Annotated in this window: 14 protein-coding genes; all 14 read right to left on the bottom strand. The window is 65.7% G+C overall.

What is annotated here, in order from left to right:
• Nucleotides 1–175: 175 nt before the first annotated feature.
• Nucleotides 176–757 carry a phosphonate metabolism protein/1,5-bisphosphokinase (PRPP-forming) PhnN gene (phnN, locus tag ACYX4S_RS01940; RefSeq protein WP_476361685.1) on the bottom strand — a complete coding sequence of 194 codons (582 nt, stop codon included), beginning with the start codon at nucleotides 755–757 and terminating at the stop codon, nucleotides 176–178.
• On the bottom strand, nucleotides 750–1,889 hold the full coding sequence (locus ACYX4S_RS01935; protein WP_476361684.1) for an alpha-D-ribose 1-methylphosphonate 5-triphosphate diphosphatase: 1,140 nt from the start codon (nucleotides 1,887–1,889) through the stop codon (nucleotides 750–752). Before ACYX4S_RS01935 ends, phnN begins: the two co-directional genes overlap by 8 nt.
• An 11-nt stretch (nucleotides 1,890–1,900) precedes the next feature.
• On the bottom strand, nucleotides 1,901–2,602 hold the full coding sequence (locus tag ACYX4S_RS01930) for a DUF1045 domain-containing protein (RefSeq protein ID WP_476361683.1): 702 nt from the start codon (nucleotides 2,600–2,602) through the stop codon (nucleotides 1,901–1,903).
• 69 nt (nucleotides 2,603–2,671) lie between these two features.
• Nucleotides 2,672–4,297 (bottom strand): phosphonate ABC transporter, permease protein PhnE, encoded by a 1,626-nt coding sequence (gene phnE, locus ACYX4S_RS01925; RefSeq protein WP_476361682.1) that lies wholly within the window; start codon nucleotides 4,295–4,297, stop codon nucleotides 2,672–2,674.
• 10 nt (nucleotides 4,298–4,307) lie between these two features.
• Nucleotides 4,308–5,297 carry a phosphonate ABC transporter, permease protein PhnE gene (gene phnE / locus ACYX4S_RS01920; RefSeq protein ID WP_293718042.1) on the bottom strand — a complete coding sequence of 330 codons (990 nt, stop codon included), beginning with the start codon at nucleotides 5,295–5,297 and terminating at the stop codon, nucleotides 4,308–4,310.
• 79 nt (nucleotides 5,298–5,376) lie between these two features.
• Nucleotides 5,377–6,300 carry a phosphonate ABC transporter substrate-binding protein gene (gene phnD / locus ACYX4S_RS01915; protein ID WP_476361681.1) on the bottom strand — a complete coding sequence of 308 codons (924 nt, stop codon included), beginning with the start codon at nucleotides 6,298–6,300 and terminating at the stop codon, nucleotides 5,377–5,379.
• A gap of 98 nt (nucleotides 6,301–6,398) precedes the next feature.
• Nucleotides 6,399–7,232 carry a phosphonate ABC transporter ATP-binding protein gene (gene phnC / locus ACYX4S_RS01910; protein WP_293718046.1) on the bottom strand — a complete coding sequence of 278 codons (834 nt, stop codon included), beginning with the start codon at nucleotides 7,230–7,232 and terminating at the stop codon, nucleotides 6,399–6,401.
• Between the two features lie 110 nt (nucleotides 7,233–7,342).
• Nucleotides 7,343–7,963, bottom strand: coding sequence for a DapH/DapD/GlmU-related protein (locus ACYX4S_RS01905; RefSeq protein ID WP_476361680.1), 621 nt, complete (start codon nucleotides 7,961–7,963; stop codon nucleotides 7,343–7,345).
• Between the two features lie 12 nt (nucleotides 7,964–7,975).
• Complete coding sequence (phnL, locus tag ACYX4S_RS01900; RefSeq protein ID WP_476361679.1) at nucleotides 7,976–8,707, bottom strand: phosphonate C-P lyase system protein PhnL; 732 nt, start codon at nucleotides 8,705–8,707, stop codon at nucleotides 7,976–7,978.
• A 2-nt stretch (nucleotides 8,708–8,709) separates the two neighbouring features.
• Nucleotides 8,710–9,501 (bottom strand): phosphonate C-P lyase system protein PhnK, encoded by a 792-nt coding sequence (phnK, locus tag ACYX4S_RS01895; protein WP_293718052.1) that lies wholly within the window; start codon nucleotides 9,499–9,501, stop codon nucleotides 8,710–8,712.
• Nucleotides 9,498–10,427 (bottom strand): alpha-D-ribose 1-methylphosphonate 5-phosphate C-P-lyase PhnJ, encoded by a 930-nt coding sequence (locus ACYX4S_RS01890; protein WP_293718054.1) that lies wholly within the window; start codon nucleotides 10,425–10,427, stop codon nucleotides 9,498–9,500. The genes phnK and ACYX4S_RS01890 overlap by 4 nt, the downstream gene beginning before the upstream one ends.
• Nucleotides 10,424–11,548: a carbon-phosphorus lyase complex subunit gene (locus ACYX4S_RS01885; protein WP_476361678.1), complete on the bottom strand. Its 1,125-nt coding sequence runs from the start codon at nucleotides 11,546–11,548 to the stop codon at nucleotides 10,424–10,426. The genes ACYX4S_RS01890 and ACYX4S_RS01885 overlap by 4 nt, the downstream gene beginning before the upstream one ends.
• A gap of 1 nt (nucleotide 11,549) precedes the next feature.
• Nucleotides 11,550–12,173, bottom strand: coding sequence for a phosphonate C-P lyase system protein PhnH (gene phnH / locus ACYX4S_RS01880; protein ID WP_476361677.1), 624 nt, complete (start codon nucleotides 12,171–12,173; stop codon nucleotides 11,550–11,552).
• Complete coding sequence (gene phnG, locus ACYX4S_RS01875; RefSeq protein WP_476361676.1) at nucleotides 12,173–12,661, bottom strand: phosphonate C-P lyase system protein PhnG; 489 nt, start codon at nucleotides 12,659–12,661, stop codon at nucleotides 12,173–12,175. Before phnG ends, phnH begins: the two co-directional genes overlap by 1 nt.
• Nucleotides 12,662–12,901 lie beyond the last annotated feature (240 nt).

The following is a 12,901-nucleotide window of genomic DNA, read 5'->3' as shown; positions in this document are numbered from 1 at the left end:
TTATGGACCGCATTTGCATCGACAAACCTGCGCCTTGCATATTTCGGCTAACCACGTGCGGCGGGCCTTGCCAATCCTGACAGTTTTGACGGGTTCGAAAAAAATCACGCAAATATATGATTTATAACAATATTTTTCGTAAACCATTTCTTGCGGAAAAGCTCGAAACCCGGCCCTACCGCAAAAACCCGGTCACGGCGTCGACAAAGCTCGTCGCGGCATCCTCCAGCGTCCCGCTGTTGTCGACAACGGCTACCGGCGCAACGTCCGGGATCTCCGCCGCGCGGGCGAGGCGCGCCGCGATTTCCTCGCCACTCTCACGGCCGCGCGAGGCAAGACGGGCCGCGATCACCTGCGGATCCGCCGTCACGCGCACAATGGCGAGACCCGGGAACCGCCTGGCCATATCGGCCAGGACCTTGCGGGAGCCATTGACGATCGCCGGACGTCCCGCCCCAAGATGGGCCTCAAGGTCGGTCCGCAATCCGTAGCACAGGCCGTGCGCACGCCAGGTAAAGCAGAACGCGCCGTCCTGCTCGGCGGCGGCAAACGCCTCGTCGCTCATGGGTTCGTGGTCCTCGGCGTCACCGGACGCGGGCCGGGTGATCGCACGCCGCACGAACAGGAGGTCAGGCACGGTCGCAAGTGTCGAATGCGCCGCAGAGAGCAGGCTGTCCTTGCCCACGCCGCTCGGCCCGACAACGACGACCAGCCGTCCCGTGAGAGCTGCCTTTCCTGCGTCCTTTTGCTCAGGCAACGCGAGTGCCCTCACGCCACACGGTGCGCACGATGGGAATGTGCTCCTCGACGCGGACCCGCACGAGATCCGCGCGCTTGCCGGCGATGATCTCGCCCCGGTCCTCAAGACCGGAAGCCAGCGCCGGCGTGCGGGAAACCATGGCGACAGCCGCCGGAAGATCCACCTCGTCCACGACCTCGCCCAGGAAGAATGCGGACTGGATCAGACTGAAGGGGATGTAGTCTGACGACAGAATGTCGAGGTAACCGGCGGCAGCCAGGTCACGCGCCGAGACATTGCCCGAATGCGAGCCGCCACGCACGACGTTCGGCCCCCCCATCAGGACGGCAAGGCCCGCTTCGCTCGAGGCCTTGGCCGCTTCCATGGTCGTTGGAAATTCGGCGACCCGGATGCCGAAATCACGCCCCTCGTCCACATGTTCGCGGGTCGCGTCGTCATGGCTTGCAAGCACGATGCCCCGGTCCCGCGCCTTTTCGGCGATCGCCTTGCGGTGCTTGTCCGAATAGGTCCGCGACTGGGCGATGCGGGTCTCGCAGAACGCGTTGAACTCCGCGTCCGTCATCTTCATCTTGCCCTTGTAGTAGATCGCATAGGCCTCGAGGCTCGCGAACTGGCGCTGGCCGGGGGCGTGATCCATGAGAGAGGCCAGACGGACGCGCGGGTCCCCCTCGAAGCGGTCGAATGCCTCCAGACAGTTGGGAGCCGACACCTCGCAACGCAGGTGGATAAAATGGTCGGCACGCAAGCGACCAGCCGCGACACCGGCCTCGATGGCATCGGCCAGCCGACGCATGTCGTCGGTGGCCAGATCGCCATCCTCGTCGACGCCGACACGCAAGGCATCGAACACGGTGGTGATGCCGGATGTCGCGATCTGCGCATCGTGGGCGCAGACGGCGGCAACCGGGTTCCAGTGCACCTTGGGACGCGGGTTGTAGTGGCTTTCCAGATGGTCCGTGTGAAGTTCCACCAGCCCGGGGATGACGAAGTCGCCCTCCATGTCGATCGCGCCAGGAACGCCCGATCCTCCGGTCGAGACCGAGGCGATCCGCCCGTCGCGGACCTCAAGGCTTCCCTCGATCACCTCGTCGGCGAGCACGATGCGGGCATTGGTGAGGATCATGTCCATCTTGCAGTCTTTCACTGGTTATCGGGCGCGGCGCCGGTCAGCCGCTCCAGGCGTATGCAGGTAAAGGGCCGTCCACGCTCCGGTTCCTCGAAGAGAGCGACACGGTCCAGCTCGACGGGTTCCGCGAGCGCTTCGGCAAAATGCGCCTCGAGTATCGGAAGAAGGCGCGCGGCCTCGGCATCATCGAGCCGGCCCGTGAGCGTCATGTGGAAGCGGAACGCGGCAAAGACGTATGGATAGCCCCATTTCTCGAGGTTCTCGCGCTGCGCGTCCGTGAGGCTTTCCGGGTTGCGCCGGGCAATCTCCTCGTCGCTCAGAGCGGCGCGAAAGGGCTCGAAGCGGCGCACCACGTCGCCCGCCAGCGCATCGAGGCCGGGTGCGGGCGCAGCCGGCGTCAGCGCCAGAAAGCCTCCAAGGCTCGAGACCCTCAGCCGCACGGCGGGAGCCGCCGCCCGCTCGGCGCCAAAAGCCTCGAGCGCCGCATGCAGGTCCGCGGGCATCGCCTGCGGAACGAGCCTGAACGGGGCCTTGAGCGTGCCGTGGAAACCGTATCGGCGCGGATCGGCTGTCAGCGTTTCGCGCTTGTCCGGCGTCACCCCGCCAATCGTCTCCGCCGGAACATCCCGCGGAAAGACACTGCGGCCGAGCCAGCGCTCGGCCGCAAGGACGAGCGGGTGATCGGCTGGTGGCGTGAAATAGAGAGCGTGACGCATGGGTCTCCGAAATCCGGTCCGGGCGGGGAACGCCCTTGTCGCATGTTTCGCGTGCACGGTGAATCCGCGTCACGCCCTGGTCTTGCCCATCAGACGCGAACGCAGGGCATTGGAGATATTGTCGAACACAAAGACGACAAGAAGGATCAGGAGCACCATGTAGGCCACGTTCTCCCAGTCCTGGTTGGTGCGCATCGCCTCCCAGAGCTTGAGGCCGATGCCGCCCGCTCCCACAGCGCCGATGATCGTCGCGGAGCGGGTGTTGGACTCCCAGAAGTAGAGCGCCTGGCTGGCAAACAGTGGCAGCACCTGCGGCAGCACGCCGTAACGCTGCACCGCCATGGGCGAGGCGCCGACCGACTTGACGCCCTCGCGCTGCTTGTCGTCGATGTTCTCCAGGGATTCCGAATAGAGCTTTCCGAGCGTGCCCGTATCGGTGAAGAAGATCGCGGAAATGCCCGCCAGCGGCCCCGGCCCGAAGGCACGGGTGAAGAACAGCGCCCAGATGAACATGTCCACCGACCGCTGGAAGTCGAAGAACCGCTTGATGATCTGGTTCATCACCCGGGAGCGGGTGATGTTGCGCGCGGCGATGAAGGCCAGCGGAAAGGCGATGATCGCGGCGAAGAGCGTGCCGACGAAAGCCATGACGATGGTCTGCAGAAGCTTGGTCCACACATCCAGGTGCTGCCAGTCGGCATTGTAGAGGATATTGTTCCAAGCAAGCGAGAGGTTGGAGCGATCGGGATCGATGCGCTCGTCCGACATGATCATCGACGCGACCTCGCCGAAGCTCTTGCCCCAGAACGGCGAATTGGCATCGAAGACGAAGTTTTCCCAGCCGAGGAAACGGTGGCGCACCTTCACGTCGTCATGACGAACCTCGACGCGCCCGGAGAACCCGAAGCGTGCGATGACCTTGCCGCCTTCGAGCTTTTGCGATGCCCACTCCGGGAGTGCACCTTCGGCTTCCACCCGTTCGTTGGCATGGTCCAGCTTCAGAACCAGCGTTTCGTCGCCGCGCAGCACCCGCACCTCGCGCGGCGCGATCTCGATGCGCTCGCCCGAGCCCATGGTCACGACGGCCGAGGCAATCACCTCTTCCTCCACCGCCTGCGGCGCGACGGCGTCCGCCTCGCCGTTCTGGCCCTGCGAGCCACTTCCCGTCGAGGTTCCCTGAGCATCGGGAACCATGAACCCGAAGGAGGAACCGCTCGAGGTCGAATTTCCCCCTGTCGATGTGCCCTTGGCGTCCGGCACCATGAAACCGAACCCGGAGGAACCAGACGATGTGGAGGAGGATGCCTGGGCAGCGGCGGCCTTTTCGGGCTCACCACCACGCATCATCCGCGTCTTGGTCACCGCGATCCAGTCGGGGTCCGGATTGGAGCCGAGTGGCGAGAACCGCGGGAAGGAGAGGATGATCGCGCCATCGCCCGCGATTTCGAAGTCGGGCCGGACCTCGTAGGAAATCCAGTCGGCGAGATAGTTGCCGGCAATATCCCAGTTGGCTTCGCCCAGCACCTTGCCGATGGCGAAGAACCACCAGCAGTACAGCGCATAGAGGACAGCGGCCGAGACGATCAGGACCGGTCGCGCCCGCCTCCAGAACGACGGCGCGAAGACCTGGGGGTTGCGCCTTGCGATGTCGTCGATATCGGCGGCGGAGAGGGAGGAAACGGTGGTCGCGGACATGGCTCTTTCCTCAGGCTCCGAACTCGAAGGCCTGGTTGCCGACAAGGCGCTTGCGCAGGTAGGCGGACAACTGGTCGACCGCCACGATGGTCAGGAACAGCAGGAGAACGATGGCCAGCGTCTTGGCTTCGTGACCACGGCTGATCGACAGGCGCAGCGCCTCGCCGATACCGCCGCCGCCCACCGCGCCGATGATGGTGGAGGCGCGCACGTTGATCTCAAGTCTGAGCAGCGCATAGCTGGTGAAGTTCGGCATGACCTGGGGAACGATGCCGTACCAGACCCGCTCCACCCAGTTTCCGCCGGCCGCGCGCAGCCCCTCGTCGGGGCGCATGTCGGCATTTTCGACCACTTCGAAGAACATCTTGCCGAGCGCGCCGATGGTGTGGATCGAGACGGCGAAGATCGCCGGGATCGGACCGATGGTCAGGATCGCGACCATGAAACCGGCGATCACGATCTCGGGAAAGGCGCGCAGGAACTCCATCAGGCGGCGCACCGAACCGCGCAGCCACGGATTGCGGACCATGTTCTTCGCGGCAATGAAGCAGAACAGGAAGCCGAACACGAAACCGATTAACGTCGACAGGATCGCGATGTTGAGCGTCTCCAGCATCTTGTAGAAGTATTCCGGGATGTAGAAGCTCCCCCACAACGGGATGCTCCCTTCCGGGTAATTGTACTTGAGGCTGCCGTCGTAATAGGGCGAGGGAAGATCGAAGAGCGCGCGCCAGACCTCAAGCGGATCGCGCGGCGCCAGATCGATGAAGAAATCAAAAAAATAGGGCAGACGATCGAAGAACTTGCCCGCATTGGTCTCGTTCGCGAACCACAGCGAACCGCCGAGCGTGACGAGGAGCGCGACAAGGCCGGCCACCGTGTAGAGACGGCGGCGCATGGTCTGCTCGCGCCAGTGGCGCTCCACCATGGCTCCGGCGGCCGAAAGGCCGTTGTCCTGGGAAGGTCCGTCGGGACCGTTGGAAAGCGTGGCGAACGCCATGGTCGGAAATCACCGGTCAGGAAGAAACGAGAACGGGCGCCGGCCGGACACTCCGGCCGGCGCCCGCGTGAGGCAGCCCTTACGAGCCGATCTTCGCCTTGCGGGCGGCGACGATCGCCTTGTAGAAGTCGGCGTTCACTGCGGTGTAGCCCTTGAAGTCACCGCCCTGGATGGCGGAGAAGCACTCCGGATCGCTCTCCGGCAGCGCCACCATGAACTCCTTGAACTTGGTCTTGGTGTCGGCATCGAGCGAGGTGCGGATGACGATCGGACCGTTCGGGATGAGTGGCGACTTCCACAGCTCGACCAGGTCGTCCATGTCCAAGATGCCCTTGTCGACCATCTTGCGCAGGTTGCCGGAGGTGTAGCCGTCCTTGAAGTCGCCCACGCCGGAGGCCCAGGTGGTGCCGGCGTCGAAGGTGCCCTTCACGACTTCGAGAACCAGGTTCTCGTGACCGCCACCGAAACCGGTGGACGCGAAGTACTCGTCGATCGGCGCGCCGGTCGCGTCCGGCAGCGTCACGGACGGAACCAGGAAGCCGGAGGTGCTGTCGGGATCGGCGAAGCCGAGCTTCTTGCCCTTCATGTCCTCGAGCGACTTGATGCCGCTGTCGGCACGCGCGACCATCACCGAATGATAACCGGTGGAACCGTCGGTCTGGACGGTGGTCAGGATCGGCTCGACCGCGTCCTTGTTCTCCAGATAGATCTTCGCATAGCCGGACGCGCCGAGCTCGGCGTAGTCCAGCGTGCCGCCCAGAAGGCCCTGGATCACGCCGTCGTAGTCGGCGGCCGGGAACAGGGAAACCTTTTCCACGCCCAGCACGGCCGGGAGCTTCTCGGTCATGCACTGGAAGTTGCGCAGGCGGTCGGCCTCGTTCTCGCCGCCGAGGATACCGATACGGAATTCCTTTGCGCCCTGGGCCTGGGCCGGGGCGAGTCCGGCCGCAGCCGTCAGCATCGTGGCAGCAGCAACGGCGCCAAGAAGGATGTTCTTGAGCATTGACGTCTCCATGGGTGATCCGGATTGCCCGGTCTCTTCGTGTCTCACGCTTTGGTGCGCTGGCCGCGACGCGAAGGGCGGGCGGCCGATCCGCGTCCCTAGCCGGCGATGGCCGACTGCAGGACGGTTGCGGATTTCGGCGTCGCCGCCCGGGCGACGGAAAGGGATGTGGACGTGATGGCCTCGGAAAGTTCCTCCGATTCCGCGCCATAGATGCGCCGGGCCATTTCCGTTGTCAGTTCCTCCGGCGGACCGTCGAACACGACGGCCCCCTCCGACATGCCGATCACACGCTCGCAATAGGTGCGCGCGGTATCCAGCGTGTGCAGATTGGTGATGACGGTGATGCCCTCGCGCCGATTGATGTCGCGCAGCGCGTCCATCACCTTCTGGGCATTGAGGGGGTCGAGCGAGGCGATGGGCTCGTCGGCGAGCACCATGCGCGGCTCCTGCATCAGTGCACGTGCAATCGCCACGCGCTGCTGCTGGCCTCCAGAGAGGGTTCCGGCGGGCTGCAGCGCCGTCTGCGCGATACCCAGACGCTCCAGCGCGGAGATCGCCGCGGCGCGCTCGGCGCGCGTGAACAGACCGAGAAGATTGCGCGAGGTCGAGCGGTGATTGAGGCGCCCGAGCAGCACGTTGGTCAGGACATCGAGGCGCGGAACCAGGTTGAACTGCTGGAAGATCATGGCGCAGTCGCGCTGCCAGTTGCGCAACTCGCGTCCCCTGAGAGACGACACCTCGCGACCGTCGAACACGAGCCGGCCGCCGCTGGGATCGATCAGCCGGTTGATCATGCGCAGGAGCGTCGACTTGCCCGCGCCCGACCGTCCGATGACACCGACCATCTGGCCGTTGGGAATATCCAGCGTCACGGACTTCACCGCCGTGAAGGTCCCGAATGTGCGGGTGACGCCCTCGAGTTTGAACATGATCGCCCCTATCGTTCGAATAGGAGCCTGCGTAGCGTGCGAACATGACACTCAGTCTGCGGTTTGTTGAAGCTTGAATGACAATCCAAGCCTCTGAGAAATATTATAAATCACTCCGCATCGGCGTATTTCTCGAGGAACGCGGACGCATCCAGCGCCCGAAAATCCTCCAGCGTGTCCCGAAGGCGGGCGTGATCCCAGTCCCACCACGCCAGCCGCTGCATCCTGGCCGCGAGTTCCGGTGAGAGACGCTCGCGGATCAGCTTTGCCGGCACACCGCCGACGATCGTGAAGGGCGCGACATCGCGGGAGACCACGGCGCCCGCGCCGATCACCGCTCCGTCGCCGATGGTCACGCCGGGAAGCACGGTCGCGCCGTGGCCGATCCACACGTCGTGACCGATCCGCACGCGCCCCTCCCGCCGCCAGTCGAAGAAGGCGGCTTCCGGTTCCGCATCGTCCCAGTAGTCGTTGGCACGATAGGTGAAGTGATGCAGCGTCGCCCGCCATGTCGGGTGGTTCGTGGCATTGATGCGCACGGCCGCCGCAATGTTCGCGAACTTGCCGATTTCCGCGCACCACACGATGCCGTCCTGCATGATGTAGGAGTAGTCGCCGAGGTCCGTCTCGCTGACGCGGCAGCGCTCGGTCACTTCCGTGTACCGGCCGAGGCGGCTCGCCTCGACGATGGCCGTCTCATGCACGAGTGGCATTTCAGAGAGTTTCGTCATGGCCTTGCCCGCTCAGGCCGCGCGTGCCGGCGCGAAGGCCGTCACGTCGATGATGCGGTCGGCGACCGCCTCGCGCACTTCCTCGTCATGGAAGATGCCGACCTGAGCCACTCCGGCCGCCTTCTTCTCTCCGATCATCCCGATCACGATGCGCCGGTTGAGCGCATCCAGCGATGCGGTCGGCTCGTCGAGAAGCAGGACCGGATGGTCGGTGATGAAGCCACGCGCGATGTTCACGCGCTGCTGTTCGCCACCGGAAAAGGTCGCGGGCGGGAGCTGCCACAGCCGCTCGGGCAGGTTCAGCCGGTCAAGCAGAGCGGCCGCCCGCTCGCGCGCAACGTCCGTGGCGACACCACGCGCCACGAGCGGCTCCGCCACGACATCGAGCGCCCCCACGCGCGGCACCGTACGCAGGAACTGGCTCACGTAGCCGATCGTGTCACGGCGCACCGCGATCACCTTGCGCGGGCTCGCCGTCACGAGATCGACCGTTTCGCCGCCATGCGCGACGAGGATCTCGCCAGCGTTCGCGGCGTAGTTCCCGTAAAGCATCTTGAGAATGGAGCTTTTGCCCGCTCCCGAAGGTCCGCCAAGGACGACGCATTCGCCGGCCGCGACGTCAAATCCCGCGCCGCGCACCACCGGCAGCACGATGCCGCCCTGCAGATGCATGGTGAAATCCTTCGAGAGCCCCTCGACATGAAGGGCAAGATCGGGCGCCAGGCCCTTGCGGCTCGTGGTCATGGTCACACCTGGAGGATCGAGGAAACGAGAAGCTGGCTGTAGGGCGCCTGCGGGTCATCGAGAACGCGGTCCGTCAGGCCCGCCTCGACCACCTCGCCCCCCTTCATCACCATGATGCGGTGGGAGAGGAGCCGCGCGACCGCGAGGTCATGGGTCACCACGATGGCGGCAAGCCCCAGGTCCGAGACCAGCCCGCGCAGCAGGTCGAGAAGCCGCGCCTGCACGGACACGTCGAGACCGCCGGTCGGCTCGTCCATGAACACGAGACGCGGACCGGTGACCAGGTTGCGCGCGATCTGGAGACGCTGGCGCATGCCGCCGGAAAACGCGCGCGGCTGATCATCGATGCGATCTTCCTCGATCTCGACGCGCTCCAGCCAGTGCGTGGCGGTCTCGCGGATGCGTCCGTAGTGGCGTTGCCCCACCGCCATCAGCCGCTCGCCCACATTGGCGCCGGCAGACACCGTCATGCGCAGCCCGTCCGCCGGGTTCTGGTGCACGAAGCCCCAGTCTGTGCGCATCAGGAGCCGGCGTTCTGCCTCGGACAGCGCGTAGAGGTCACGGGTCTCTCCATCGCGCATCCGGTAGGAGACGCTGCCCCTGGTCGGCTCCAGCCGGGTCGAGATGCAGTTGAGCAGCGTCGTCTTGCCCGATCCGCTTTCTCCCACGATGGCAAGCACTTCGCCGGGATAGACCTCGAAGGACACGTCCCGGCAGCCAATGCGGCCGCCATAGCTCTTGGTCAGCCCCTCGACACTGAGGAGGGGAAGGTCGTCGTCACGATCAGGGGTCATGCCGTGGTCTCCCGGGCGCCATAGGCCTCGTCGGGCGCCAGATGGCCGCGGTGTCCCGCGTCCCTGCGCTCCTCGCAATTGTCGGTGTCGGAGCAGACGAACATGCGCCCGCCCCGGTCATCGAGGATCACCTCGTCGAGATAGACGCCATGGGCGCCACACAGCGCGCAGGGCTCCTCGAAGGACTGGATCTCGAAGGGGTGGTCCTCGAAATCGAGGCTCACGACCTTCGTGTGGGGCGGGATCGCGTAGATGCGCTTTTCGCGACCCGCGCCGAAGAGCTGAAGCGCCGGCGAATTGTCCATCTTCGGATTGTCGAACTTGGGCGTCGGCGAGGGGTCCATCACGTAACGATCCGCGACCAGAACCGGATAGGCATAGGTGGTCGCGATGTGGCCGTGACGGGCGATGTCCTCGTAGAGCTTGACGTGCATGAGCCCGTATTCCTCGAGCGCGTGCATCTTGCGCGTCTCCGTCTCGCGCGGCTCGAGAAACCGGAGCGGCTCCGGGATCGGCACCTGGTAGACAAGCACCTGTCCCTCGGCGAGCGGTGCCTCGGGAATGCGGTGACGGGTCTGGATGATCGACGCCTCACGCGTGCGGGTCGTCACCGCCACATTCGCCACCTTCTGGAAGAAGGCACGGATCGAGACCGCGTTGGTGGTGTCGTCCGCGCCCTGGTCGATGACCTTCAGCGTGTCGTCGGGCCCGATCACCGCCGCCGTCACCTGCACGCCACCCGTTCCCCAGCCATAGGGCATGGGCATCTCGCGGCTGGCGAAGGGAACCTGGTACCCGGGGATGGCGATGGCCTTGAGGATCGCGCGGCGGATCATCCGCTTCGTCTGCTCGTCGAGGTAGGCGAAGTTGTAGCTGGCGATCTCGCCGGCAAGACCACTGCCCTGCTGTGTCGCGTTCACGGTCATTCCGCAGCCTCCGATGACGGGGTTTGCGTGTCGTCCTCGCGGGCCTGCGCAGCCTCGAACTCGGCGCGCATGCGGCGCACCAGATCGAGTTCGGCCTGGAAGTCGACATAGTGGGGAAGCTTCAGGTGCTCGACGAAGCCGGTCGCCTGCACGTTGTCGCAATGGGAGATGACGAATTCCTCGTCCTGGGCGGGCGCGACCCGATCCTCGCCGAACTCGTCGGCGCGCAGTGAGCGATCGACCAGCGCCATGGACATGGCCTTGCGCTCGGACTGGCCGAAGATCAGGCCGTATCCGCGCGTGAACTGCGGCGGTGCCTTGGCCGATCCCTGGAACTGGTTGACCATCTGGCACTCGGTCACCCGGACCTGACCCAGCGAAACGGCAAAGCCCAGCTCCGGCACATCCATCTCGACCTCGACGAGACCCATGCGGATCTCGCCCGCGAAGGGATGCGTGCGCCCGTAGCCGCGCTGGGTGGAATAGCCGAGCGCGAGCAGAAACCCCTCGTCGCCGCGGGCCAGGGCCTGCAGGCGCATGTCGCGCGGCATGGGAAACTCGGTCGGCTCGCGGGTCAGGTCGCCGGACGGCTCGCTCTTGTCCGCGTCGCCCTCTGCAGCGCCCTCGATCAGGTCTTCGCCCGCCAGGATGTCGGCGACCCGCATCAGCGGCTCGCCCTCCCGCTCACGTGCCGGCGCGGCAGGAACCTCTCCATCCTCGACGAGATCGGGATCGAGCAGACGATGCGTGTAATCGAAGGTCGGCCCGAGAACCTGCCCGCCGGGCAGATCCTTGTAAGTCGCGGAGATACGCCGCTCCGCGACCATCTGCCCGGTTTCCAGCGGACGCGAGGCACCGAAGCGCGGCAGCGTCGTGCGATAGGCGCGCAGCAGGAAGATCGCCTCGATCATGTCGCCCCGCGCCTGCTTCACGGCAAGAGCCGCGAGTTCGGGAGCATAGAGCGAGGCTTCCGCCATCACCCTGTCCACCCCGAGCGCGAGCTGCTCCACGAGCTGGGACACGGTGATCGCCGGCAGGTCGCGGTTTCCGCGCCTGCGGTCGGCAAGCATCCTGTGCGCGTTGTCGATGGCGGCCTCGCCGCCCTTCACGGCCACATACATGTCAGCGGGCCTCCGGTGTCTTGGGACAGGGAACGGTCGTTCGCGGCAGGGCGAGAATGTCGGCACCGGCGGCGAGGATCACGTCAACGCCGCGCGGAAAGAGCAGACGGTTCGCCGCCCGCATCGCCAGGAAACCGTCCGGCAGCCCCTTGGGAGCGATCAGGCGGGTTCCCTCGATGCCCGGCCCGGAAAGCGCGATTTCGTCGCCTCCCTCGAGGGCCTCGACCTCGATGACCAGCGTGGTGGACCGGTCTGGATACTCCTGGCTGCCCTGCGAAAGGGTCTTCAGGTCGGGAGCCTCCCCGGCCGGCGCGAGCGCGAAATCGGCGCGCTCCGTGTCCCGTGTCAGCGGTGCGCCGCACTGGAAGGCAAGCCATGCAGCCGTCTCCGCAGTGCTCCAGGACGGGGCGAGCCAGAGCCGCGTGTCGGCGTCGCAAAGGGCAAGCGCGAGCGCGGCCGGCCCAGCCGCGAGAGGTGCCGGCGGAGCCACGTCCACCGGAAGCCGGTGAACCGTTCCAGGCCGCGCGGTCGCATCCATGACCGCACGGAACACACCCTGCGCGGCGAAGACCGGATTGTCGAAACCGCCGGCAACGGCGATGGCGGAAAGATCAGTGGCGCTCATCAGTCGTCCCCGCGAACCATGGTGAAGAAGTCGACCCGCGTGGCCGCGGCCTCGCGCGCCACCCTTGCGCTTTCCTCGGCACGAGCCCGGGCAAGCGGCGCGACGATGGCCTCCTCGACCTCCGCCCGCCTGCTCCCCTCGCTCCACAGCGCGGCAAGCAGAGCGGAAAGCCGTGCCTTGGCCTTGTCCTGGCCAAGTGCGTAGGCATGGCCGACGCTGCCGCAGGCAAGACGCACGGTCGCCCGCGTCACGACCGCCTCGCCAAGATTGAACGGGCCGCCATCGCCGCCGATCCGGCCGCGCAGCATGACAAGCCCGGTCTCGGGTCCACGCACCGGCTGCGCCTGCGGCAGCGGACCCAACACCTCGGCACAAGCCTCGATTTCCGACCGGGGCGAGGCCGCCAGCACATCCATCAGTGCCTTGAGCCCGGCATCACCGGCGCTCGTGTCCCCACGTTCCCGGGACGCCGCTTGCGAAACATCCATCTCATCGCTCCGTGCATGGCCTGGAGTGCGAACCCGCTCCGGGGCTCCAGACACGCCATTCATCGTGAAGCCGTATTACACCCGGCTCTCATATTTGTCTAGTCTTATAGACAACCAACTTGAAGTCACACTACCTCGCCTGCATGACGCTGCGATGAACCTCGTCCGGCTTGCGATGCCGTTTCCGATAGGGCACACGAACGGGATCGCGCGGTCCAAAGCCGCGAAAGACAGGCACGG

Source organism: Stappia sp. ABD4_338 (genome assembly GCF_056312175.1).
Note: the sequence above shows the minus strand (reverse complement) of the source record. Positions and strands in the feature narration are given on the sequence as shown.

Coding starts and splice junctions, on each gene's coding strand:
- phnG (WP_476361676.1), bottom strand. CDS start 12,661: ATGGATGTTTCGCAAGCGGCGTCCCGGGAACGTGGGGACACGAGCGCC.
- phnL (WP_476361679.1), bottom strand. CDS start 8,707: ATGACCACGAGCCGCAAGGGCCTGGCGCCCGATCTTGCCCTTCATGTC.
- ACYX4S_RS01935 (WP_476361684.1), bottom strand. CDS start 1,889: ATGGACATGATCCTCACCAATGCCCGCATCGTGCTCGCCGACGAGGTG.
- phnD (WP_476361681.1), bottom strand. CDS start 6,300: ATGCTCAAGAACATCCTTCTTGGCGCCGTTGCTGCTGCCACGATGCTG.
- phnK (WP_293718052.1), bottom strand. CDS start 9,501: ATGACCCCTGATCGTGACGACGACCTTCCCCTCCTCAGTGTCGAGGGG.
- ACYX4S_RS01885 (WP_476361678.1), bottom strand. CDS start 11,548: ATGTATGTGGCCGTGAAGGGCGGCGAGGCCGCCATCGACAACGCGCAC.
- phnH (WP_476361677.1), bottom strand. CDS start 12,173: ATGAGCGCCACTGATCTTTCCGCCATCGCCGTTGCCGGCGGTTTCGAC.
- ACYX4S_RS01930 (WP_476361683.1), bottom strand. CDS start 2,602: ATGCGTCACGCTCTCTATTTCACGCCACCAGCCGATCACCCGCTCGTC.
- ACYX4S_RS01890 (WP_293718054.1), bottom strand. CDS start 10,427: ATGACCGTGAACGCGACACAGCAGGGCAGTGGTCTTGCCGGCGAGATC.
- phnE (WP_293718042.1), bottom strand. CDS start 5,297: ATGGCGTTCGCCACGCTTTCCAACGGTCCCGACGGACCTTCCCAGGAC.
- ACYX4S_RS01905 (WP_476361680.1), bottom strand. CDS start 7,963: ATGACGAAACTCTCTGAAATGCCACTCGTGCATGAGACGGCCATCGTC.
- phnC (WP_293718046.1), bottom strand. CDS start 7,232: ATGTTCAAACTCGAGGGCGTCACCCGCACATTCGGGACCTTCACGGCG.
- phnE (WP_476361682.1), bottom strand. CDS start 4,297: ATGTCCGCGACCACCGTTTCCTCCCTCTCCGCCGCCGATATCGACGAC.